Genomic DNA, 24941 nt, shown 5'->3' on the forward strand with positions numbered 1-24941 from the left:
AAGTATATAGATTTTATAGAGTATAAAATTTCAAATATATTCCCCGCGCTCCCTTCGCAGATTTTGCCTTTATCTGCCTGTCCTGCATTGATTTGCTGCTACTTTATGTATTATTGCTGATTCAACTATTATTGGATCCCCGTTCCGTGTCGAAATCCAAAATGGATGTTACTTGTTGATTTTCATCGAACAATAGCGCGTTTCTTCCCGTTGCAAATGACCCGTTCCTGCCTGCCGCCAAGATTACGCAATGCTTCCCTGCTGATCCGCTGCCTCGTGTTTACAGCTTTGATAATGAGTGCACACACAATGGCGGGCCAGAGTGATCCGACTCGTTCGAACTCCGGATACACTATCACCAAGCGCTTATTTTCCGTCGAAAACGGGCTTGCCTCCCATGAGGTGTTCTGTGGTCTGCAGGACTCTTCCGGTTTTCTCTGGTTTGGTACACGAAATGGCTTAAACCGCTTTGACGGCAACAACACGCTGCTTTTTACCCGTCAGCGCAATAAACTTCAGGACAATAAAGTCGTGCAGCTGGCCAGGGATGATGCCGACAATCTCTTCATCGAATACGGCAGCACGGGGTTTCAGCTTACAACCAATGGAAAGGTGGATGTCATGAACACAGTCACACAAGAGGTAAAAACACTCTCTGCGGCCTTTCCCGACATGCCTTTCAAAGAGCGGGATGTATACTGGATCGCCAATGACGGCACCGGCGAAGTCAGTTTCCTGACGGCCTTTCCTTTCCGGTTCTGGAAATATTCTTCCAAACGCGGTTTCAGGCTGCGTTGCGAAATGAAAACCTGGGATACCGTAGATTCCTCGCTTGACCATCGGTCTACCGGCGCCGTGTCCAGTTTCATGCAGGGAAAAGCTTTGCTGAAACTGAACAATCAGAAAAAACAATATCTCGTCACCAGCGATACTGTGGTCGCTTTTCAGCAACATGCGGTATTGCGGTCACTGCCCATCGGCTTTACCGACCAGAATGAGCTGCTGATCACCTATAACACAGCTACCAATACCGAGGAATTCGTGGTAGATAAGCTGACTGCTTCCGGCAAGCTTTTGCCCGCAACAGAACTCGCAAAGTACAGCCTGGACCAGATAACAGGAAAATATTGGTTCCAGGTTTGCCCCTCAGCCGACGGCCTGGCGTCTATGCTGTACATTCCTTCCGATGCACTTTACCTTTGGAATAGCAAAGCATTCGTAAAGGTGATTGATAAGTCGGAGTTGAAAGGGTTCGAGAACCTGTTTATATACCGGCTCTTCCCGGATTCGCTTGGCAACCTTTGGGCGTGTACCTCGCTGGGCGTGATCCAGCTGAGACTCAGGAAAAACCGGTTCAATCCCTACTTTTCCATCAGCCAGCAATCCATCGAACCCAACAGCCAGGCCCGGGGCATCTACGCCGACCGGAACGGAAAGGTGATCGCAAACATATGGACGCACACATTCGACCAGGAAAAAGGGCAGATCCGGGCGAACCGGAACGACTTCATCAACTACGCGCTGGTGAGGCACCGGTCCCGGTTGTATACCGGCGGCTATGGCCTCTCGGTGTATGATGAGGTGAAAAACAAGGCCATAAAAATTCCCGGAGGTTATGGCTCTGAAATATGGTCGATGCATTCATTAAACGACAGCATTCTGCTCCTGGGCAGGTCTACCGGCTTTTCGATTTTCAATGCCAGTACCAATCGGTTCGATTCGCTGCCGATGGCTTCGGCAACCACACCAGTGGCTAAATTCGTCTACCGGTTTTTTACCGACAGAAGCGGTATCGTATGGGCGGTGGCGGAGAATGGCCTTTACAAACTCGCCCGCCAGCCCGCTTCCCAAACCGGTCACGGCCTGGCCATGACCAAACTTCGGTCCCCTTTTGTAGACGGGCTTAGCCTGCTGGATGCATACCAGGACCCCGGTGGTGTATTCTGGCTGGCCACCAACGGGGAAGGACTTTACCGCTGGGATCCTGAAACTAACGCGGCCAGCCAGTTCAACATCACGGCCGGTCTTCCATCCGACATCCTTTACCGCATCGAGCCGGACGAATTCGGAAACCTCTGGATCAGTTCGGATTACGGCCTGATCCGTTTTAACCGGAATAACTTCTCAGTTAATACCTATACAACAATCGATGGCATTTCTCACAATGAATTCAACCGCACCTCCTCGTTCAGGGCTGCCGACGGCCGGCTGTTTTTTGGCGGGTTGAATGGTGTCAATGCACTTAATCCCCGTGATTTCAGGAATGACGTCACCGGCTCGGAGGTACCCTTGCGAATCATCGCATTCAACCAGTTTGTCGGCTCGCAAAACGAGCTGATCAACAAAACCAGCGAACTATTGCGGAATCCCCGGATCGTGCTGGAACCCGATGACAAGTTCTTTACGCTCGACTTCCAGCTACTGGATTTCACCAAGGATGAAAGCCACCGGTATGCCTATAAAATTGAAGGACTCGACAAAAACTGGAATTATATCAATGAAAATTCCGTCCGTATCAGCGGGTTGCCTTATGGTGACTTCACGTTGCGCATCAAGGCTCAAAACCGGGAAGGCGCATGGAATCGGCGTGAACTCAGCATCCCATTGGCCGTCCTGAAACCCGTTTACCTGCAATGGTGGTTCATCCTGGCCGTCGCCTGCCTGTTTCTTCTTGGTGTTTACCTGATCATCCGGTTAAGGCTCAAACAGCTGGCCAGGGATAAAAAGAAGTTGGAAGAAACTGTAAATGAACGGACTGTGCAGCTCAAACAGTCGCTCACCGAACAATCGGCCCTGCTGCTAGAAAAGGATGTGTTGATGAAAGAAATCCACCACCGCGTGAAAAACAACCTGCAGGTAATATCCGGCCTGCTTGAATTACAAAGCAAAACCCTGACCGATGAAACGGCCAGAGAGGCATTACAGGAAGGCCGTAACCGGGTCAGGAGTATCGCATTGATCCACCAGAATCTCTACCAGTTCGAAAACCTCAGCACCATCGACCTTAAATTGTTTGTCAACGACCTTTGCAGACAAGTTCAGAGCGTATTTCAAAAACAAAAGGTCGTAACCTTAACGATCGACGTTCCCGATCTGCTCCTGGATATCGATTCCGCTGTACCGCTGGGGTTGATTTTAAATGAATTGCTTTCAAATTCATTCAAATATGCATTCGCCAACGTTCCAACCGGAGAGATCGCCATTGAGATCATTTCGACAGAAGATGGCAGATACAGGTTATCATACGCTGACAATGGTCCCGGGTTACCGTCCGATTTCGATCTTAGCAAAGCCAATACCCTCGGTTTACAGCTGGTTAGCGATCTGAGCAGGCAAATCGGGGGAAAAGTTCAGTATGTAACCGAAAATGGAGCTAAGTTTACCATTAACTTTACCAACCGCGACGTGCGTAAGAACCAAGACTAACATCTCATGGCATTTCTGAAAATTGGAGTTGTAGAAGACGAACTTGTTATTGCCCGGACGATATTGAGTACGCTAGATGAACTGGGTTATTCGCATTGCGGCCCGGCCATCAACTACACCGAAGCCATCGAGATCATCGAGAGCGAGAAGCCGGACCTGGTGTTACTGGACATTCAGCTGGCTGGCCGGAAAGATGGTTTCGATGTAGCTGAAAAACTGAACGAATCGTACAACCTTCCATTTATCTTTCTCACCGCCAACAGCGATATTGAAACGATCGACCGTGCTAAAAAGTTGAAACCGCATGCCTACATCGTAAAACCCTTCACCAAGGAGGAATTGTATGCCGCCATTGAAATCGCCTTCCATAATTTCACGGGCAATCAAAGCAGTCCCAGGTCAGAAAAAGCCGCTTCCTATCACACCAAAAATTTCATGTTTGTGAAGGACGGCTATATTTTCAGGAAAATACTCCTGGATGAGTTGCTTTACCTCGAGAGTGAAGCTAATTATATTCTCCTTCATCTGACATCTCAAAAAAAAGTGATGGTCCGCTCCACCATCAACGATTTTATGGAGCAACTGGAGCCGAACAGATTCATCCGGGTCCATAGGCGCTTTTCCATAAACATCAACCTCATCGATGACATTTTCCCCGCCGAGCTTGCGCTCCAGGGTGCCAGAATCCCGATCGGCAAATCTTACCGCGAAGCGCTTTTTAGTGCATTGGGCATAAAACACTCCTGATCTCCGCTGCCGGTACTACCTTTTCCTGCCAGCCCCCATTCCCAAAGTTCCTGCCATTCGTCCCTTTTCAGGCACGTTCATCCCTATTTTTTGGCCGTACGCTCATTCAAAGCCAGATTTACCAGTGCTATGGGATTGCTTGACCTGGACAAAATCATTATTAAACGAACCGTTCTTGGAATCCGCTGCACCGCCTGCGGGGGAAACCTGATCATTTCCAATAAGAAATCTTTAGCCGGACAACTCGCGAAACTGATTTCGCTGGGGACGATCAAGCCTGCAACCTACGAATGCGAAACCTGTAAAAAGCGGTTTGTATTCTTCGATATCTGACTATTTGTCTGCTTCAAAACCAATAACCTCTCAATACCATGAGTTTAAGATTAAACGACATCGCTCCCGATTTCCAAGCCGATACGACCCAGGGCCCTATCCAATTCCATGAATGGATCGGCGAAGGCTGGGCGATCCTTTTTTCACATCCCAAGGACTTTACGCCCGTTTGCACGACAGAGCTTGGCTACATGGCTAAACTCGCACCGGAGTTCCGGCAAAGGAATTGTAAAGTGATAGGTCTGAGTGTAGATCCCGTAGAAAGCCATTTAAGATGGGAAAAAGACATCGAGGAAACACAGGGACACGCTGTGAACTATCCCATGATCGGCGATCCCAACCTCGCCATTGCAAAACTCTATGACATGCTCCCGGCAGAGGAGGCAGGTACCTCCGAAGGCAGAACGGCGGCTACTAACCAGACCGTACGCTCTGTTTTCATAGTAGGACCCGACAAGAAGATTAAACTGAACCTCACCTACCCCATGACCACCGGACGTAATTTCCATGAAATACTCCGCGTACTGGATTCCATGCAACTTACAGCCGAACATAAAGTGGCGACGCCTGTGAACTGGCAGGATGGCCATGATGTGATCATCGTTCCGGCGGTATCCGATGCAGAGGCAAAGGAAAAGTATCCGGAAGGCTGGAAAACGCTCAAACCATACCTGCGTATTGTTCCGCAGCCAGGTAAAAACTAGGAGAAGCGGACGGTCGGTCTCCGGCCGTCTCTCTGCTCATGAAACAGAAAAAGCAACCATAGCATATGGCAGCAAAATTACGGGTGGTAGTACTCGGTGCGGGCTTCGGGGGCCTCGAACTTAGCACCGTGCTTTCTGAAAGGATCGGTGAGCACCTCGATCTCACATTGATCGATAAAAGTGATTCGTTCTACTTTGGCTTCTCCAAGTTCGACGTCATGTTTGGCCAGAAAACCGCCGAACAGGTAAGGGTTTACTATAAAAATATCGTGAAACCGGGCGTCAGGTTCATACAGGACACGGTAACACAAATCGATCCGGTTGCAAAGCGCGTCGGTACGAAAAGTGGTACGGCGTATGAGGCCGACGTTCTGGTTGTAGCACTGGGTGCCGATTATGACGTGGCCGCCACACCGGGTTTGGCGGAGGGTGGAAACGAATTCTACTCCTTTGCCGGAGCCGAACGCCTGCACAAAGTAATCCCCGGATTCTCCGGAGGACACGTGATCGTGGGCGTATGCTCGGCTCCGTTCAAATGCCCGCCCGCACCAAGCGAGGCCGCATTGCTCATGCATGACTACCTGCTGAAACGTGGCATCCGGCAGGATTGTAAGATCAGTATCGTAATGCCGTTTGGCGTACCCATTCCACCTTCTCCCGATACCTCTGTGGCGCTCCTCGACGCCTTCGCAAAACGCGGCATCCGTTTCATCCCGAAACATGTGGTCAGGAGCATCAACCCTTCCAGGAAGCTCGCCATACTCGACGATGGTGAAGAAATACCGTTCGATCTTTTTCTGGGTATCCCCAAACACCGCGTTCCCGGGGTGGTGGAGGAAAGTGGCATGACCGAGAATGGTTGGGTCCCGGTTTCTAAAACCAATTTGAAAACAAAATACCCAGGCGTGTACGCGATCGGAGATGTGAATAGCGTAGGCACACCCAAGGCGGGTGTGTTTGCGGAAGGGGCGGCCAAAGTAGCGGCAGCTTCGATCATCGCAGATTTCGAGCGCGGGGAAGAGCCTGAATCTTACAAAGGCAATGGCGTCTGCTATATCGAGTTTGGTGAAGGGCGTGTGGGACAGGTCAGTGTCGACTTCTTTTCGGGGCCTGTCCCCGCCGGGCGGTATACCACGGCTTCGGTGGATCTCGCCATCGACAAGGAGCATTTCGGTACCAGCCGGGTAAGCCGCTGGTTTGGTTTGTAAACCGGGAAAAATCTTAAACCTGTAAACTTCAAAAATATGCCTACTTATCTGGTTGAAATACCTCATTCTGAAAAGGTTTCGGATTGCATGCACGTGATCAACGTGTTTTTAAGTTCCGGATCGCACATCATTTCAAAGGCGCATTGGGGATGCAAGGACGGCGTCCACAAGATGTGGTTCATCTACGATTTCGATAATAAGGAGCAGGTGCTCCAAGCCATTCCACCGCTGATGAGACCGCAGGCGCAGATCGTCGAACTGGTGAAATTCCGGGTGGAGGACGTGATGCAGTATGCGGAGGAGTGACTGCATAAAATTTACTCAACGTTAATATTTGAATTATATCTGATAATCAGATACATGAAATAAGTACCAGGCCCGCAGCGCAATGCGTCAGCCTGGTACATTCCTGTTTAAAAAATATATTGAAATGACAAGAACTATACTTGCTTCCGCGATCATCAGGAAGACTGCGTTGCGGCAGCTGATCATGGCTTTGCCTGTGCTGCTGATAACGATGTCAGGGGCATTGGCGCAGACTCAATGGAATGGCAGCACTGATACAGACTGGAACAATGCAGCCAACTGGTCGGCAGGTGTACCGGACGCCAACGTCAGCGTCACGATCGCCAATGGCCCGAATGATCCGGTCATATCCGGCACGACCGCAGCAGTGGCCAAATCGGTACTGGTAGAGGCAGCCGGCTCGCTTACGATTCAGGCATCGGGCAGCCTGACGATCAATGGATCGGCTTCTTTCGCATCACCCGCCGCTTTCACAGCAGCCCTGAACAACCTGGGGGAGATTACGAACAGCGGAAGCATCGTACTTGGTTCGACATCCAGTGTGGGAATACACGGATTAGTCAATCAACAGACATTTAACAATAATACCGGCGGATCCATTGAGATCAATCGCTGGGCTAATACCGGAATTTATAATGCTTCAGGCACTTTCACCAATGACGGTAGCATCACGATCGGCAACGGAACCGGTTTCGGTCAGCACGGTATCTGGAACGATGGCACTTTTCAAAACAATGGCGCGGGAACGATCCAGATCGACCAAACGACGCTCATCGGCCTGATGAATAACTTCAACCCCGCCGGTGCGGGAACCGCGACCTTTAATAACGCCGGAGGCATTACGATCGGCGCGACGATCGGTATAGGCAATTTTGGACTCGAAAACCTCGGCAACTTCGACAACGCGGGTGGCGGTAATATCAACATCGATCGTTCAGCACAAGCAGGACTGTACCATGCATCCGGTTCCTTCATCAACAGCGGTCAGGTTACGATCGGTGCAGTCGCAGGTGTTGGACCTAATGGCGTGCAAAATGACGCTCCGATGACCATCAACGAATGCGGTAAGTTGCTTGTCCTCGCCGGTAACCTTTCCAATTCGGCTTCGAAGACGATTATCAACGCCGGACTTGTGCAGGTAAAGAACAATCTGGCCAACCATGGCTCATTTACGAACAATGGCGTTTTAAAATATGGATCTTTCACGGAACCGTACCTCAACCATTCTCTGGTCGTCAGAGATGCTCCTGCGACAATTTTTGCCTATGGAGACAGTTTTTCAGGAACCGTCAACGGAATTTTTACGGATGCAGGAGCGACGCAATCGGCCGGGACTTTCACAGCGCCCAATCAGTTCGTGCCGGAGGGCCTGGCCGACGGAAGCCACACGCTGTATGCCAGGATAACGCCCCAAAGCGCCGCGTGCAGCTACATTGTTCCGTTTACATACACATATACCGCACCGGGACCCGACATCAATGTGAAAGGTAACGGCAACAATATAGCCAATGGCGACAGCAATCCCGTCGATTATAACTTCACTGACTTTGGCCCGGTTCTCACGCTTATCGGCAATGCCGCACGCAGTTTTACGATAGAAAATAAGGGAAACGAAGCCCTCACGCTAACCGGCACGCCAATAGTGAGCCTGAGTGGTTCTTCTGATTTTACGATCACAAGTCAGCCTGCGGCGACAATAGCCGCCGGAGGAACAAGCCAGTTCGAAATTACTTTTGACCCCAGTTCAGTAGGTGCAAAAACTGCGGTTGTAAGCATTGCCAGCGACGACTCAAATGCAGACCCTTATACCTTTACGATAGCCGGGGAAGGCAGTGCTACCTGTGTGCCCGCTACCAATGTCACAACCCCACTCACATGGACGGGGTTGACGGACACCGACTGGAATACGCCCTGCAACTGGTCGCCTGCGAGCGTACCTACACAAAACAACGAAGTAGTCATTCCCGCTGCGGCAAACGCGCCGGTGATCGGCCCCGGAATAGCTGCGCACGCCAAAACCATAGAGGTGCAAGCGGGTGCTACCCTTACGATCGCATCCACAGCCGGCCTGACCGTCCACAATACGAAGATCCTCTCCGGCGCAGCAACTGTCTTTTACAATGCGGGTACTGTGCAGAACAACGGTGTACTTACGCTGGGAACGGCAGCCCTTACAGCCGATTTTGGTTTACTGAATGCGGGCGACTTCACCAACGGAAGTTGTGCGAAGATCGTGGTATTGAGCGGTGATCTGAAAAATGATTTATCCAAAACAATGACCAATAACGGCTTCGCCCACATTATCAATGCCCTGACCAATGAAGGCATGTTTGCAAACGACGGGACACTAAAATACGGCAGCATTACCGGCGCCGTCACCAACAATCAGGTGATCGTTCACGACAAGTCCGCACCTATTTTCAGTCTGGGCAGTGGCTTCTCAGGAACCATCAGCGGCATATTCAAAGACAGCGAAGCGACGCAATCGGCAGGAACTTTCACGGCTCCCGATAACTTTGTTCCAGACCTGTCACTGGGTATCGGCGATCACTCCCTGTACGCCAAAATCACTCCCGTAGGAGGCTCTTGCGTGTTCATCGTGCCATTCACATATAAATTCGTATCGGATCACACCACCTGGACGGGCAATGTAAGTTCGGACTGGAATAATGCAGCCAACTGGTCGCCTGGTGTACCGGATATTTATACCGAAGCAGTCATCCCGGATGTATCCACCCATGATCCAGTGATAGGTAACGGCCAAAACGTAATTGCTTATGCCGTACGTATAGAGGCGGAGGGATCCCTGTCCATTAGTTCAGGGGGGAAACTCACAATCAACGGATTCAGTACATACACGGCGCCTTTCAATTTCACAGCGGCTTTGAATAACAGTGGTACCGTGAGCAATAACGGCCAGCTCATTCTGGGCTCCGACGGTGGTGTGGGAAGTTACGCTATCGTAAACCGGGGGATTTTCAATAACCTGGCAGGCGCAGATATCCGCATCGACAGCACTTCGGATACCGGTCTTTTCAACGCGGCAGGCACATTTACCAACAATGCAAACATCGCGATCGGAGGCAACAGCCCCGTGGGATTGCATGGAATCTGGAACGACGCGGTTTTTAACAACAATACCGGTGGAAATATCAATATCGACCGTTCCTCGGCCAGGGCACTAATGAACAATCTTGACGAAGCAAAGTCTGTACACGCGACATTCACCAACGCCGCAGCCATTACCATCGGTGCTGCGGCGAGTGCAGGAGCAAATGGTATCTATAACATGGGCAAGTTTGACAACCATGACGGCGGGAACATCCATGTGGACAACACCAGCAAGATCGCCATCTACCATGATAAAGACACCTTCACCAATGCGGCCGATATCACGATCGGATCGGCCGCCGCGACCGGCGCGACCGGGCTGGACGCGTGGGGGGCTTTCGTTAACAAAGCCGCCGCAACCCTGAGGATTGACAATGTCGCCAACTTTGGCATTAATATCGGAGCCGACACACTGACTAACGATGGAAGCATTATTCTAGGCGCTGTGAGCAAACCGGGTACAACCGGATTGCGTAATGCGAACGCCACTTTCATAAACACAGGATCGGTATCCATAGATCGCACAGGCAACCAGGGGATCGAATCAAGCGGGACAGCCGTCAACGATGGGACGATCACGATCGGCGGTACGGAATCGGTGGGAAGGTTTGGACTGTTTGTCAGCGGTAATTTTAGTAATAATAGTGGTGCCGTAATCCGGATCGACCGTGTCAGCGGCCCCGCATCAGTACTTCCGACCGGGCTTCGGCATGAGGGCGGGGCATTCAACAATTTAGGCACAATCGTCATTGGAGAAGCGGTTTCGGGAGGAGACTATGGAATGAGGTTACAAGCCACCTTTTTAAATAATACAGGTGGCACGATCAGCATTGACAGAACGAACATGACAGCCATCGATAATGCCTTTACTTTTACCAACATATCGGGCATTACAATCGGGGCATTGGCCTCCGTTGGCAAGTATGGTATCGATACAAAAGGGCCATTCAACAACAATGCTGGTGGTAACATTAAAATCGACAATACCACTGAGGCGGCTATTTTCACCAAATCTGCTTTCAGCAATGAGGCCGACATCACCATCGGGGCATCGGCTGCTGTCGGACTTTACGGGATCGAAACAGCCGACTTGGGAAATTTCTCAAATACTGCCGGCGGAAAGATCTCCATTGACCGTTCCAGCAGTATCGCTATCGTACATCTCGGGGATACTTTTAACAATGAATCCAGGATCACGATAGGCGGGGGCGCAGGAGCAGGCAAGTATGGCATCTCCAACCAGAAGACCTTCAACAATAATACCGGCGGAGATATACGGATCGACCAAACGACTGATACCGGGATCTATCAGTTGAAAGGCACCTTCACGAACGCGGCCGACATCACGATCGGGGCCACTGCCAACGCAGGTGTTCACGGCATCTTCAATGAGTCGGTTTTCTATAACAATGCGGGAGGAAACATCAAAATCGATCGCACGTCGCTCGCCGGGCTTCGAGTTTTCAACGGTACGGTCACGAATGAAGCAAACCTGACGATCGGATCGGTGGGAAGCACGGGGACTTACGGAATTCAGAACCAGTCGTTTCTGGTGAACAAAGCAGGTGGTCACATCCGGATCGACCGGGCCACCGATACGGGAATCTACCAGTTCAAAGGTACATTCACCAACGGCGGTGCCATTACCATCGGCGCTAATGCCAACGTAGGTGTTCATGGTATTTTCAATGAAAGTGGGTTCAAAAACGATGCGGGCGGCGATATCCGCATCGACCGGACAACGCTGGCAGCGCTTCGCAATTTCAATGGGACATTTACCAATGCCGCAGCCATCACCATCGGCTCGGTAGCAGGGGTTGGAGCTTATGGTATCCGTAACCAGACGGCATTCGCGAATCATGCAGGTGGAAATATCAGGGTTGACAATGCCGGCGAAGGCATTTTCCTGGAAAATAACACATTTAACAATGCAGGGAAGGTCACAATCGGTGGCGTCAGCGCGATAGCAAACCTGCTCATGCAGCAAGGAACCGGCCGTTTCAACAATAACACCGATGGCACTTTCAAGGCCAAAGGGCAGATCGCCGCGTCGGCTTTTACGCATGCGGGCGGAACATTGTCGCCAGGCTACTCTCCCGGTCAGCTGGCTTTCTCTGATAGCCAGGATTTCAGTGGCAGTATTATGGATATGGAGGTAAACGGAACAGGTACGGCAGGCATAAATTTCGACCAGGTAGCGGTGACGGGAACAGCCACATTGGGAGGAACACTGCTGGTGTCCGTCAATTTTACCCCGGTCGAAGGTGACGAAGTAACGATCCTCACCGCCACATCGGTATCGGGTGAGTTCAGCTCCGTTTCCGGCCTGCCTCAAAATTGGTTCGTCATTTACTCGCCTGTGAGTGTAAAGCTGCTCTATTCGCCTGCTATGCCCGTCCATTTAGTTGCGTTCACAGCACGTGCGGCCGGTCCGGCGATACAATTGCAATGGCGCACGGTTTCAGAAACCGACAATGCGGGATTTTATATCGAACGCAGCTCGAATGGACTCCAATGGGAGGATATTGGTTTTGTGGATGGACATGCCACTACCTCGCAAATCAAGGATTATGCTTTCAGGGATGAAAACCCAAGGCCGGGTCTCAGCTACTACCGCCTCCGCCAGACGGATTTCAACGGGACCACCGAACATTCCCGCGTTCAGGCGGTACAATACGAAAACCAGGATAAAAGCCTGATCGTATGGGCAGATGCCGCCCGGCAAGCATACGTCAAAACGGATGAAACGATTGAACAGATTACTGTTTTCAGCCTTTCAGGCCGGGTAGTAGCGGTATCAAGGACTCCTACCGTCGATTTATCCGGAGTACCTGCCGGTATCTTCGTAGTGCAGGTACAGACCAGCCGCGGCACCATCCACAGGAAACTACCCCTGATGTAGTACAGTTTAACGTGGCGTTTTACCACGGGCGGTGATCAAAGCCCGCTTCCCGGTAAAACGCCACTCACTTAACATCGTGTATTCGACCATGGCCTTAATTATAACTTCTGGTTATCAATCATAACCAAATTGAATTTCCATGCGCGCTTTTGGACTGCGACCTTTGCATAGTCATTATCAGTTTCGCAAATGGAAAAGAAAAGGCCAACAACAGTAAAAATTCTCCTCCAAAATCTATCGGTCACATCGCTCATTATCCTGAGCATATTAACCCTCAAAATACTGAAAGGGGCAATCTTCCATTCCACCACTTTCCTTCCGGAACCAGTGGCTCCCGGGTCGGTCAATTTCCAAAACTTGTTGAAATATTTCTACCAGTTAATTCGATAGGATTTCCTTGGCCCGGCCGGCACTTGAAATTGTATAAATCATGGCATAAGATTTGAAACTCCGGTATCCATGAAAAAATAACTTCAAGACCAATGGATACTTTTAAGTTTATGAAGGGCGATTGGGTAAGAGCAAAAGACGGCAACCAGCTCATGCAGGTTGACGAATACCAGATTGTCGAAGCAACGAATCATTCTAACGGCGTGGTGACCCGCCCCACCGCCAGGCGGGTTTTCAGTGGCAAAGTATGGTGCACGTGGATCAATGAAAACAAGGCCGTGATTACCCAACCTTTTTGGGAAGATGACCTCGAACCGGCAGTTTATACCACTAAGGTAATCTGACCCTTCTGCCTCCATTACATTCAAGCCCTTTACGCATTTCTTCACGACGCTATAACCAAAAGCCCGGACTCTCCTCCGGGCTTTTACTTTAAGTTCCGTTGTTAATGTTCACTCGGGCTTCCTTGTCGGGTCGGCAGACGAATTGTTAGATGTCGTATCGCTCGTTTCTGCGGTGCCTTTCCGGTTTTTTCTTCTTTCAGCACGTTGTTTCCTTTTATCATCAGACGGGATTAATGTATCGTGAATCACCGCCCCTGAACTTTTCTGTCCTTTAATGAGTGTATCCTCAGATGGTATCTGCGCTGGTCGCGCCGGTGTTTGAGGGGCATTAAATTCAGGCTTCGTTTCCGGCACAGTGGTCGGGATCGGGTTTTCTTTTGGTACTGTCTGCGGCACCGATGGCTCGGGCGTAACCGGCGTCTGCGCCAATGCTCCTGTAATCCCCAGAAGAACTGCCACTGTACATGCGAGATATTTCATGGTCAAAACTGGTTTAATGAGCAATTGTTTACAAATGAATTCCACTTATACACCAAAAGCATACCAGTACAAGCCACGATAAGTTGCTGAAAAACACAGATTTAATAACCGCCATTTACACTGCCGAGCGGTCGTGTAACGCCAAAACACATTATTCCAGCAAGATTTCACCTTATTGATCCAATTCAATTGTCCACAAACTGCGTAGGCTAATACCCAAAGTGGACATGGGCTATTTGAAATCGCGGTTTTGAGCGATGCAATTTCTCATGCGAAGTATTTCTATTGTGAAATTAGCTATATACCCGTTTCATTCGGATTTTCTGGCTAGGAGTAAGTACAAGCGGCACCTTTTCCACTTTGACCGAGCTACTGTCGAGCCCAAACCATTTGTCCTCTGAGGTTGTAATACTTTTGATCCCAAAATAAACTTTCATGATCAATTCTTCCATGAACGGCAGGTTGTTCTCCAGGGCAAGGTAACGCTCGAGCACGATAAACCGGAAATCACCGGTAATATTCTGTCGGTTCAAAGATTCATAGCGACTGGTAATATCCACTTCCTTGTTGAGTACCAGATCTTCCACCACTTTCCGGAAAAAGAGGTTGATGCGCTGTTCGATTCGGAAACCCAAACGGAATGTAACCTTGATCACATCGTCTTCCGCCATGATATTCACATGGTAATCCATGGTGTAGGGCTCATCGGTAGTTTCTACATGCACAAACCAATAAATGTCCGCACGCTTCGGCCTTTTGTAGAAGATTGAATATATGATCTTATTCTCGATCTCGTTTTCCCTCGACGCATTGGACATGAATATCAAATGCGTCGAGTATTTGGGTATGCTGATGTCATTACTCAGCTCGCGCAAAGGCCCGATATACTTTTCGAGGTTTTCGAATTCCGTCAACCGCATCTTAATGTAATATGCTCTGAGCCAAACTGTGATAACCAGGCCGATTACCATAGCCAGCAGCAGGGACACCCAGCCACCATGCGTGAATTTCAATAGGTTGGCAGCCAGGAACGAACCTTCGATAGCGAGATAGATGATAACAAATACAGCCAGAATCCATTTGCTGACACGTTTGACATACAGATAGACTGACATCAGGATCGTCGTCATGATCATCGTCAGCGTGATGGCGAGGCCGTACGCTGCTTCCATGTGTGAAGATTCTTTGAAATAAAGCACAATCCCCACACATCCCGCCCATAGCAGCCAGTTTACGCTCGGCACATATAATTGCCCTTTCTGGTCGCTGGGATAAACTAGCCGTACTTTTGGCCAGAAATTGAGCCGGATCGCCTCGGATATCAATGTGAACGAACCGCTGATCAGCGCCTGACTGGCGATAATGGCGGCCATCGTGGCGATGCCGATACCCGGCAGCAACCACCAATCGGGCATGATTTCATAGAATGGCTTTCTGCCATTCAACAAATCACCGGAATGGACGATCAACCAAGCGCCTTGCCCGAAATAATTGAGGATCAGGCATATTTTCACAAAAATCCAACTGATGCGGATATTCCCCCGCCCGCAGTGCCCGAGGTCGCTGTACAGCGCTTCTGCGCCCGTGGTACAAAGGAACACTGCGCCCAATAGCCAAAAGCCGCCCGGATGATGGGCCAGGAGCTGATAGGCATAATAGGGGCTCAGGGATTTCATGATTTCTGGATGGCCGATCACCTGCGCAATACCCAGGACCGCGAGCATCAGGAACCAGATCATCATCACCGGGCCGAATGCACGGCCCACGATGGTTGTCCCGAATACCTGTATGATAAAAAGCAGCGTCAGGATACCGACAACAATAGGAATGGTCTGAATATCCGGATAGAGTATCCGCAGACCTTCTACCGCCGACGAAACCGAAATAGGCGGGGTAATGATGCCGTCGGCCAGCAAAGTACTGGCACCAATGATGGCCGGTACCGTAAGCCAGGCTGCACGCCTGCGGACGAGGGCAAATAATGCGAGTATCCCGCCTTCCCCTTTGTTGTCAGCTCGGAGAATGAGTGTGACGTATTTAATGGTAGTCTGCAGTGTGAGGGTCCAGAAAATGCACGACACGGCACCGTAAACGACGTCATCCGTAATTTTATGAGTGCCAATAATGGCCTGCATTACGTACAATGGAGATGTTCCGATATCTCCGTAAATAATCCCTAATGCGACCAAAAGACCGGCAGCCGATGCCTTGTCCAGATGTTTATGCGAACCCATTGACCAGTTTGTTGAAATGCGGTGCGAATTTAGGAAAATCCGCACCTGCTACACGCTAAAAGGTATAAAACTCATAAGTAACCTTCCATTTGATCTCCTGACCCGGTTGAGCGGCGATCTTGATGTAGGGTTCGGGGCAGGAGGTAGTCGGACAGGCCCAGTAAACCAGCTTTTCCAATGGCTGATCACAGGTAATCCTGACCCCCGCTTTTGTTTTGGTATTCTCAATGCGGATATCGTAGTCTTTTGCCATAGGACCAAAGCCCTGAAGGCCCGCGCTGAAAACCTGATCGCCCTTGGCAACCGCCCTTGAATAGGTCAGCGCTTTGCCGTTTGCATTGATAATCGAGCCAAAGCCTTTGCCCTCGCCTTTCACTTCGAAAGGAAATACGATGCGGATATTTTCATTGGACGGCTCGTTGTCGATCATGAAAAAGTTATGGTTGTAAGTGCTGGCGGCAATAGGCTTCGAGCCGGTGTTTTTTAATGTGTGTTCCAAAACGAGCTGCGGCTTGCCTTTCACCAGCTTCAATGTTTTATGATAATTGTAGCCATATCCGGTTTCATCTTTCAGTGCATGCGTAAATGCAACCTGATCCTTACCCTTGGTTACCGACCATTTACCGGAATTTTTAACCTCGTAATTTGTCGCGAATGAATACTTTTTGTCGTCCGGTTTGGTCAACACGCCGACACCGATTTTCACAAACTGCTCTCCCGGTTTTGCGTCATCAAAATTCAGCGGTGTGAATTCCTCGACCGGCCCCATGATCGCGTCGTGCAATTTGGGATCGTACGGAGCCTGATTCCATACACCAAAATAACTATGGCCCTTGTATTCAAGACTGGGTACCACGCCCGCCCAATCAAACCGGACGCCGCGGTAATACCCCTCATTCGCGTCAGGTAAATACAACTTCGCTGTGATTACCCCATTGGAAATTTCAGTTTCCGGAAATTCGGCAATCGTGAAGGCAGTGATGCCGATGCATATTAATGCGGAAAACAATGCTGTGATCTTTTTCATTTTTTATGTCAATGGTTTAGGAAAAAAATTAACCGGGCATTTTCTGCCCCCAGCCTCTTTAAATAAAAACAGTAAGATAAAAATGTGGTATCACATTTTCACCTTACTGTCTCACGTTTACTATATTAAATGCTTACGAAATGCCTTTAAACGCCTCTTCATTGATAAAAGGCTGATTTCGCAAACGCTGTTTTGTCGCCTTATAAAATGCGTTGGCGACTGCTCCGCCGGCGGGAGGCAACGCAGGCTCCCCCAGACCGGTAGGCGAAATGCCGTTATCGACGAAATGGACGTCTACCTCCGGTATCTCGTTCATGCGAATCAGTCTGAACCCGTTGAAATTGCTCTGGTCCGGCGTGCCACCTTTGAATGTCATGTTACCAAACATCGCATGACCGACACCATCCACGACCCCGCCGCGTACCTGTTGCAAGGAACCGCTCTTGTTGATCACAATGCCGCAATCGACAGCTGCAATGATGTTTTTCAGGGTAGGTTTGCCTTTTACCACGACCACCTCCCCTACCTGCGCCACATATGACCGGTGAGAGAAATAAACGCTGAAACCCTGATGAACCCCTTTCTTCTTGCCCCAATTGCTTTTTTCAGCCGCCAGTTTAATGACAGCGATCATACGGTCGACATCATATTTCACTTCGCCAGCAGGTGATTTTTTGGCCTTTTCCAAAAGTGCCAGTCTGAACTCAACCGGATCTTTACCTGCCGCTTCTGCCACTTCGTCAATAAACGACTGTTCGGCATAGGCCAGGAAGTTGGTAATAGGCGCACGCCAGGGACCTGTTGTAATCGCGGACTTATGTTCTACGGAATCAATCAGGAGGTTGTCCACAGAGCCGGACGGAAAGTTGTCCTCCCGGGTGGGATTGCCAGAGTTGATGCCGACTCCTCTCAATTTATAACCAATCATCTCACCGTTTTTGTCTAATGCAGCCTCGAAGCGATAACGTACGGCCGGACGGTATGTTCCTCCTGTCATATCATCCTCCCGCGTCCAAATTACTTTTACCGGCGCTTTCACGAGTTTGGACACGTGGACTGCCTCGATAGCAAAATCAGCAGAAAGCCGTCGTCCAAAACCGCCTCCCTGGCGGGTGATTTCGACGGTGATTTTTTCCGGAGGAAGACCGGTTATTTTTGCCGCTTCCCCACGTGCCCGATCGGGTGTTTGCGTAGGGCCTACGAGTTCCACGCCATCCTCGCGTACATGAGCAAAGAAGTTCATCGGTTCCAGAGGGCTGTGCGGCAGGAAAGGACACTGATATTCCGCCTTAATCACCTTCGCAGCGCTCTTGAATGCAGCATCTACATCGCCATTCTTGCGGCGAACAGTTGCTTCGCCACGGTCCATCAGGTTAGAAAAAATGCGGTTATGATCTTCCGAGCTTTCCAGATCGGCCGCTTTCTCGTATTCAATTTTTAAAGCCTCCCGGGCCTTTTTACATTGCCAGGTCGATTTACCAACCACTGCGACGCTATTTTCGAAAGTAACGACGTCAACAATGCCTGGCATGCCCTTCGCTGCGGCCGAGTCTACGGATTTTAGTTTCAATCCAAACGCTTTTGGCCGCTGGATGATCGCGAAAAGCATTCCTTCACGATAAAAATCCAGGCCAAAAAGCGGCTTACCTGTGGCAATATTCTTGTTATCAACATTCCTGACTGATTGACCGATCAGCTTGAATGTCTTTTCGTCTTTTAATTTAATGTCTTTGGGCGCTGTGAGCTTACCTGCTGCTTCCGCCAATTCTCCATACGTCGCTGATTTGCCTGATGCCTTATGAATCAGTTTATTGTCAGCAGTGGTAATTTCCGAAGCAGGTACGCTCCATTTCACCGCGGCTGCTTCAATCAGCAAATGACGGGCCGTGGCACCAGCCTTGCGCAAGCGTTCCCACGAGTGTGGAACAGCACCGCTACCGCCCGTAACCTGGCGTTCGAACTGATTATTGTCCAAATTACCTTGCACCGTTTTGACCAGTTTCCAGTCGGCATCGAGCTCCTCGGCCACGACCATCGGAAATGCAGTCTTAATGCCTTGCCCGATTTCCGGATTGGGGGAAACAATGGTAATAACATTATCCGCGCCGATCGACAAATAGCTATTGAATTTGACCGAACCGGCTGCAATCTGTTTCGCATCCACCACCACCGGTGCCGCCGTCGAGTCGGACCAGTTGAAGCCCAGGAATAAACCGCCGCTGGCCGCAGCCGCGATCTTCATGAAGTCCCGACGCGATGTCTCATTTAATGTCTTCATGGTCAGTTTGTTTTAGTGGCTGCAACTTTAACGGCTTCGCGGATCCGGTGATAGGTTCCGCAACGGCAGATATTCCCGCTCATCGCTGAAACGATCTCTTCTTCCGAGGGCTTGGGCTTTTCCTTGAGAAAAGCTGCGGCCGTCATGATCTGGCCAGCCTGACAGTAACCACATTGTGCCACATCCACTTCGTCCCACGCCTTTTGAACCGGGTGATCGCCTTTTTCAGACAGTCCTTCAATGGTGGTCACTTTTGCCTTACCTACTGCTGAAACGGGCAATACGCAAGAGCGAACAGCCTTACCGTCCAGATGAACAGTGCAGGCACCGCATTGCGCGATACCGCATCCATACTTGGTGCCAACCAGGCCCAGGTTGTCCCTGAGTACCCAGAGGAGTGGAGTGTCGTTCTCCACGTCCGCGCTGTACGCACGGTTGTTGATTGTGAGCTTGAACAATGCCATGGTGAAATATTGGGGTCTAGTAAAACTCGATCGGACGACCGGCAGGATTGGCCGGTTTCAACGGAAGGTTCAAAGATCCGACAATCTTTCGTTAGTCTATGGATCTTCTATCCAAGTTACAAAGAATCAATGAAAGTCTAAACTACTTATTTTCAAAGTAAATGATTATGAGCAATATGACTTCAAATCAGGCCTCCCCACCCGGACCACCGAAACTGATCGGGAAATTGAAAGTAGGTTCGTTATCCTGAGAATTGGGAATGGGTCCATACTGGTCTTCATATTTCTGGATGTTGTCCCGCAGGGCAGCCACCAGGCGTTTCGCGTGCTCCGGCGTTACAATTATCCGGGCTTTTACCTTCGCGCGGGGAACGCCGGGCATAAGGCGGATAAAGTCAAGAATAAATTCACTATTGGAATGGGCTATCATGGCCAGGTTGGAATATACCCCTTCCGCCATTTCCTCCGACAGTTCCACATTAATCTGTTGTTCGTTTTCCTTATTTTCCATTGTTGATTTTTGAATAGCTACCCTCTTGATCGGGAATTTGCTTTTAATGGGGAAATTACTAAAAATACCGGGCTTGAAAAAGCAAAAAGCCGGTCCCACTAATGCAGGCCGGCTTTTGCTTACTTATATTCAATCGGACTATGCCAACTCTTTCTTCTTGCGTGATTGTCTCTCGCGAGAATCGGAAAGCGCATCGAATTCTTCTTTCGATCCGACGATCAGGTTTTCGTATTGACGCATACCTGTACCGGCAGGGATCAGGTGACCTACGATCACGTTTTCCTTCAAGCCTTTCAGTTCATCGCGTTTTCCACGAACAGCTGCTTCGCTCAATACTTTGGTAGTTTCCTGGAATGAAGCCGCAGAAACAAAGCTTTCAGTACCCAAAGAAGCTTGTGTGATACCCATCAACGTTGGTTTTGCAACCGCAGCCTGCGCATCACGTGCTGTCACCAATTTCAGGTCACGACGTTTCAAGCTTGAATTTTCATCACGCAGACGACGTACCGAAACGATCATACCCGGTTTCAGCGTATCGGAGCTACCAGCGTCTTCAACCACTTTCATATCGAGGATCTTGTCGTTTTCTTCGCGGAATACGACACGGTCAACAGCCTGCATTTCGAGGAAGTTGGTATCACCTGCATCCAGGATCTCTACTTTCTGCATCATCTGGCGTACGATACATTCGATGTGCTTATCGTTGATCTTCACACCTTGCAGACGGTATACTTCCTGAATTTCGTTCACCAGGTATTCCTGAACAGCGGTCGGTCCTTTGATCGAAAGGATATCCGCAGGTGTGATCGCACCATCCGAAAGCGGGTCACCGGCTCTTACGAAGTCACCGTCCTGAACGAGGATGTGTTTCGAAAGCGCCACCATATAACGACGCTGTGTTCCGTCTTTCGATTCGATATGGATTTCACGGTTACCGCGTTTAACGCCACCGTAAGATACCACACCGTCAATTTCAGAAACCGTTGCAGGGTTAGACGGGTTACGTGCTTCGAACAATTCGGTCACACGTGGCAGACCTCCCGTGATATCGCGGGTTTTACCCACCACACGAGGGATTTTCGCCAGCGGCTGACCAGCTTTGATGTTCGTTCCCGCTTTTACAACCAAACGGGCACCTACTGGAAGGTTATAACCTTTTTCTGTCTGATCTTTCAACAGCGTTGACTTACCTTTTACCACAATAGCCGGGTTTTTGGTTTTATCACGTGTTTCAATGATCACCGACTCCTGGAAGCCTGTTTGCTCATCAAACTCTTCACGGAATGTAATACCTTCTTCAATTGCATCGAAAGAAACTACTCCCGTGAATTCCGAAAGGATTACTGCGTGATATGGATCCCATGTACAAAGTTCTTGTCCTTTGAAAACCTTGTCGCCATCTTTTACCAAAAGGTGTGCACCATAAGGTACGTTGTTCGAGATCAGCAGTTGCCCCGTTTCAGGATTTGTAATCTTAACTTCTCCTGAGCGGCCCATTACTACGGTTACCTCGTCACCCTCTGAATTAACAGACTGTACCAGACGAAGATCTTCAAAACCAATCACCCCGTCGAATTTAGCTTTGATATTCGCTTCAACAGAGATGTTGGATGCGGTACCACCGACGTGGAACGTACGAAGTGTCAACTGCGTACCCGGCTCACCGATTGACTGCGATGCAATTACACCCACAGCCTCACCGATATTTACCATATACGCCGAAGCCAAGCTGCGGCCATAGCATTTCGCGCAAACACCGTCACGGGTTTCGCAAGTCAGTACCGAACGGATTTCAACGGTTTCAATGCTGGTTTCATCAATGTAAGCAGCAATTTCCTCGGTGATTTCCTGGCCTGATGCAAGGATCATTTCGTTCGACAAAGGATCAAATACATCATGAACACTTACGCGCCCAAGAATACGCTCTGACAATGGTTCTACGATATCCTCATTGTCTTTCAATGCTGAGATCGCGATACCACGGAGCGAGCCGCAGTCTTCTTCCACTACTACCACGTCTTGTGCAACGTCGTGCAAACGACGGGTCAGGTAACCCGCATCCGCAGTTTTCAACGCTGTATCGGCCAAACCTTTACGCGCACCGTGGGTAGAGATAAAGTATTCCAGAACGTCGAGACCTTCCTTAAAGTTGGAAAGGATCGGGTTCTCGATGATTTCACCCGCACCACCAGCGATGTTTTTCTGAGGTTTGGCCATAAGACCCCTCATTCCACCCAGCTGACGGATCTGCTCGCGGGAACCGCGTGCTCCGGAGTGCATCATCATATAAATAGAGTTGAATCCGCCCTGGTCTGTTTCCAGTTGCTTCATCAATGTCTCTGTAATGCGTGAGTTAACGCGCGTCCAAATATCGATCACCTGGTTGTAACGCTCGTTCTCCGTGATCAAACCCATCAGATAGTTGTTCCAGACGTTTTCTACGTCCGCTTTCGCTTGCTCAATGAGTTTTTCTTTTTCACTTGGAACCATTACGTCGTTCAATCCCATCGACAAACCGCCTCTGAAGGCCATCTGGAAACCAAGTTCTTTGATTTCATCAAGGAATTGCGCAGTACGCGCCACACCAGCCTGCTTGAATACCAAACCGATAATCTGCTGAAGTTTTTTCTTGGTCAACAATTCGTTGATATAACCAACTTCCTCGGGAACAGCCTGGTTAAACAGGATACGTCCGGCTACTGTATCTACCAATTTGGTTTCAAATGTCGCGTCGTCGTTACGTACTCGCAGACGGCATTTGATATTGGCATGTTTCGAAAGCTTGCCTTCGTTGATCGCGATGATAACCTCATCAGGACCGTAGAAGATCTTGCCTTCGCCGATAATCGGATATTCAGGGGTGCTTACGCGACCTTTTGTTACATAATACAGACCTAAAACCATGTCCTGAGATGGTACCGTGATCGGCGCACCGTTGGCAGGGTTAAGGATGTTATGTGAAGAAAGCATCAACATGGAAGCTTCCAAAACGGCTTCCTGACCCAGTGGTACGTGTACCGCCATCTGGTCACCGTCAAAGTCGGCGTTGAATGCCGTACAAACCAATGGGTGAAGCTGGATCGCCTTACCTTCGATCAGTTTAGGCTGGAATGCCTGGATACCCAAACGGTGAAGTGTCGGAGCACGGTTAAGCAATACCGGGTGACCTTTCAATACGTTTTCGAGAATATCCCAGATCACAGGATCCTTGCGGTCTACGATCTTCTTCGCTGATTTTACAGTTTTAACGATTCCGCGCTCGATCAGCTTACGGATAATGAACGGCTTGAATAGCTCTGCCGCCATATCTTTTGGCAAACCGCATTCGTGCAGTTTCAGCTCAGGACCTACCACGATAACCGAACGACCAGAATAGTCGACACGCTTACCCAACAAGTTTTGACGGAAACGGCCTTGCTTTCCTTTCAGCATATCTGAAAGTGATTTCAATGCACGGTTACCTTCTGAACGTACCGCATTCACTTTACGGCTGTTATCGAAAAGCGAGTCAACCGCTTCCTGCAACATCCGTTTTTCGTTACGCAAGATCACCTCAGGTGCCTTGATTTCGATCAGACGTTTCAGACGGTTGTTACGGATAATTACACGACGGTAAAGGTCGTTCAAATCCGAAGTCGCAAAACGACCACCATCCAGAGGTACAAGCGGACGCAATTCTGGTGGAATAACCGGTACCATTTTGATCACCATCCATTCAGGGCGGTTTTCGATACGGGTATTCGCATCACGGAATGCTTCTACCACTTTCAGACGTTTCAAAGCTTCCGCTTTACGTTGCTGAGAAGTGTCGGTAGCAGCCTGGTGACGGAGCTCATAAGAAAGTTCGTCGAGCTTAATACGGCTCAACAGCATTTCCAATGCATCGGCACCCATTTTCGCGATGAATTTATTGGGATCCGTGTCAGGTAGCAACTGGTTCTCGCGTGGGAGTTTATCGATGATATCGAGGTATTCATCTTCTGTCAGGAAGTCGAGATAGCTAACGCCATCCTCTTCTTTGATACCTGGCTGAACAACCGCGTACCGTTCGTAATAAATGATCTGATCGAGTTTCTTGGTAGAAAGACCCAGCAGGTAACCGATTTTGTTCGGCAAGCTGCGGAAGTACCAGATATGTGCAACAGGAACCACCAATTCAATGTGCCCCATGCGCTCGCGGCGAACCTTTTTCTCGGTTACCTCTACACCGCAACGGTCGCAGATAATTCCTTTATAACGGATGCGCTTGTATTTCCCGCAGTGACATTCCCAGTCTTTTACAGGACCGAAAATGCGCTCGCAGAACAGACCACCCATCTCCGGCTTGTAGGTCCGGTAGTTGATGGTTTCAGGCTGGGTTACTTCACCGAAGGAGCTTTCTAGGATAGACTCCGGTGACGCCAGACTGATCGTCATTCTGGAAAAGTCGCTGTTTAATTTTTTATTCTTTTTGAAAGACATAATAAAGAGTCGTTT

The 24941-nt window shown here is 49.6% G+C and carries 15 protein-coding genes; 8 read left to right on the forward strand and 7 right to left on the reverse strand.

Translation table 11 applies throughout. The features are described from left to right. Window positions 1-294: 294 nt before the first annotated feature. From BP71_RS25815 to BP71_RS25850, 8 genes are all read left to right on the forward strand, one after another. Window positions 295-3426, forward strand: coding sequence for a histidine kinase dimerization/phosphoacceptor domain -containing protein (locus BP71_RS25815; protein WP_496384466.1), 3132 nt, complete (start codon window positions 295-297; stop codon window positions 3424-3426). A 6-nt stretch (window positions 3427-3432) separates the two neighbouring features. After that, a complete protein-coding gene (locus BP71_RS25820; RefSeq protein ID WP_496384467.1) occupies window positions 3433-4173 on the forward strand; it encodes a LytR/AlgR family response regulator transcription factor in 741 nt (246 codons plus the stop codon). A 90-nt stretch (window positions 4174-4263) separates the two neighbouring features. Further along, complete coding sequence (locus tag BP71_RS25825) at window positions 4264-4506, forward strand: hypothetical protein (RefSeq protein WP_496384468.1); 243 nt, start codon at window positions 4264-4266, stop codon at window positions 4504-4506. A gap of 38 nt (window positions 4507-4544) precedes the next feature. After that, window positions 4545-5210 (forward strand): peroxiredoxin, encoded by a 666-nt coding sequence (locus BP71_RS25830; protein ID WP_496384469.1) that lies wholly within the window; start codon window positions 4545-4547, stop codon window positions 5208-5210. Window positions 5211-5275: 65 nt separating this feature from the next. Further along, window positions 5276-6418, forward strand: coding sequence for an NAD(P)/FAD-dependent oxidoreductase (locus tag BP71_RS25835; RefSeq protein WP_496384470.1), 1143 nt, complete (start codon window positions 5276-5278; stop codon window positions 6416-6418). Window positions 6419-6454: 36 nt separating this feature from the next. Beyond that, window positions 6455-6724, forward strand: a complete 270-nt coding sequence (locus BP71_RS25840; RefSeq protein ID WP_496384471.1) for a hypothetical protein — start codon at window positions 6455-6457, stop codon at window positions 6722-6724. A 124-nt stretch (window positions 6725-6848) separates the two neighbouring features. Further along, a complete protein-coding gene (locus BP71_RS25845; RefSeq protein WP_496384472.1) occupies window positions 6849-12737 on the forward strand; it encodes a DUF8693 domain-containing protein in 5889 nt (1962 codons plus the stop codon). Window positions 12738-13219: 482 nt separating this feature from the next. Beyond that, window positions 13220-13471: an immunoglobulin domain-containing protein gene (locus tag BP71_RS25850; protein ID WP_496384473.1), complete on the forward strand. Its 252-nt coding sequence runs from the start codon at window positions 13220-13222 to the stop codon at window positions 13469-13471. 108 nt (window positions 13472-13579) lie between these two features. Here the strand turns inward: BP71_RS25850 and BP71_RS25855 are convergent, their stop codons facing one another. The 7 genes from BP71_RS25855 to rpoC all read right to left on the reverse strand — a co-directional run bounded on the left by BP71_RS25855 (window position 13580) and on the right by rpoC (window position 24926). After that, window positions 13580-13951 carry a hypothetical protein gene (locus BP71_RS25855; protein WP_496384474.1) on the reverse strand — a complete coding sequence of 124 codons (372 nt, stop codon included), beginning with the start codon at window positions 13949-13951 and terminating at the stop codon, window positions 13580-13582. A 293-nt stretch (window positions 13952-14244) separates the two neighbouring features. Continuing rightward, the gene (locus BP71_RS25860) at window positions 14245-16185 is read right to left on the reverse strand and encodes a KUP/HAK/KT family potassium transporter (protein WP_496384475.1); all 1941 of its coding nucleotides are present in this window, start codon (window positions 16183-16185) and stop codon (window positions 14245-14247) included. A gap of 55 nt (window positions 16186-16240) precedes the next feature. Continuing rightward, window positions 16241-17212: a hypothetical protein gene (locus BP71_RS25865; RefSeq protein WP_496384476.1), complete on the reverse strand. Its 972-nt coding sequence runs from the start codon at window positions 17210-17212 to the stop codon at window positions 16241-16243. 133 nt (window positions 17213-17345) lie between these two features. Continuing rightward, window positions 17346-19490 carry a xanthine dehydrogenase family protein molybdopterin-binding subunit gene (locus BP71_RS25870; protein ID WP_496384477.1) on the reverse strand — a complete coding sequence of 715 codons (2145 nt, stop codon included), beginning with the start codon at window positions 19488-19490 and terminating at the stop codon, window positions 17346-17348. A 2-nt stretch (window positions 19491-19492) separates the two neighbouring features. Then, window positions 19493-19954, reverse strand: a complete 462-nt coding sequence (locus tag BP71_RS25875; protein WP_295925971.1) for a (2Fe-2S)-binding protein — start codon at window positions 19952-19954, stop codon at window positions 19493-19495. A gap of 187 nt (window positions 19955-20141) precedes the next feature. Then, on the reverse strand, window positions 20142-20465 hold the full coding sequence (locus BP71_RS25880) for a DUF3467 domain-containing protein (RefSeq protein ID WP_295925969.1): 324 nt from the start codon (window positions 20463-20465) through the stop codon (window positions 20142-20144). 138 nt (window positions 20466-20603) lie between these two features. After that, a complete protein-coding gene (rpoC, locus tag BP71_RS25885; protein WP_496384478.1) occupies window positions 20604-24926 on the reverse strand; it encodes a DNA-directed RNA polymerase subunit beta' in 4323 nt (1440 codons plus the stop codon). Window positions 24927-24941: the final 15 nt, after the last annotated feature.

The sequence above is a fragment of the Dyadobacter ginsengisoli DSM 21015 genome (assembly GCF_059568735.1).

Coding starts and splice junctions, on each gene's coding strand:
- BP71_RS25815 (WP_496384466.1), top strand. CDS start 295: ATGAGTGCACACACAATGGCGGGCCAGAGTGATCCGACTCGTTCGAAC.
- BP71_RS25820 (WP_496384467.1), top strand. CDS start 3,433: ATGGCATTTCTGAAAATTGGAGTTGTAGAAGACGAACTTGTTATTGCC.
- BP71_RS25830 (WP_496384469.1), top strand. CDS start 4,545: ATGAGTTTAAGATTAAACGACATCGCTCCCGATTTCCAAGCCGATACG.
- BP71_RS25835 (WP_496384470.1), top strand. CDS start 5,276: ATGGCAGCAAAATTACGGGTGGTAGTACTCGGTGCGGGCTTCGGGGGC.
- BP71_RS25840 (WP_496384471.1), top strand. CDS start 6,455: ATGCCTACTTATCTGGTTGAAATACCTCATTCTGAAAAGGTTTCGGAT.
- BP71_RS25845 (WP_496384472.1), top strand. CDS start 6,849: ATGACAAGAACTATACTTGCTTCCGCGATCATCAGGAAGACTGCGTTG.
- BP71_RS25850 (WP_496384473.1), top strand. CDS start 13,220: ATGGATACTTTTAAGTTTATGAAGGGCGATTGGGTAAGAGCAAAAGAC.
- BP71_RS25855 (WP_496384474.1), bottom strand. CDS start 13,951: ATGAAATATCTCGCATGTACAGTGGCAGTTCTTCTGGGGATTACAGGA.
- BP71_RS25860 (WP_496384475.1), bottom strand. CDS start 16,185: ATGGGTTCGCATAAACATCTGGACAAGGCATCGGCTGCCGGTCTTTTG.
- BP71_RS25865 (WP_496384476.1), bottom strand. CDS start 17,212: ATGAAAAAGATCACAGCATTGTTTTCCGCATTAATATGCATCGGCATC.
- BP71_RS25870 (WP_496384477.1), bottom strand. CDS start 19,490: ATGAAGACATTAAATGAGACATCGCGTCGGGACTTCATGAAGATCGCG.
- BP71_RS25875 (WP_295925971.1), bottom strand. CDS start 19,954: ATGGCATTGTTCAAGCTCACAATCAACAACCGTGCGTACAGCGCGGAC.
- BP71_RS25880 (WP_295925969.1), bottom strand. CDS start 20,465: ATGGAAAATAAGGAAAACGAACAACAGATTAATGTGGAACTGTCGGAG.
- rpoC (WP_496384478.1), bottom strand. CDS start 24,926: ATGTCTTTCAAAAAGAATAAAAAATTAAACAGCGACTTTTCCAGAATG.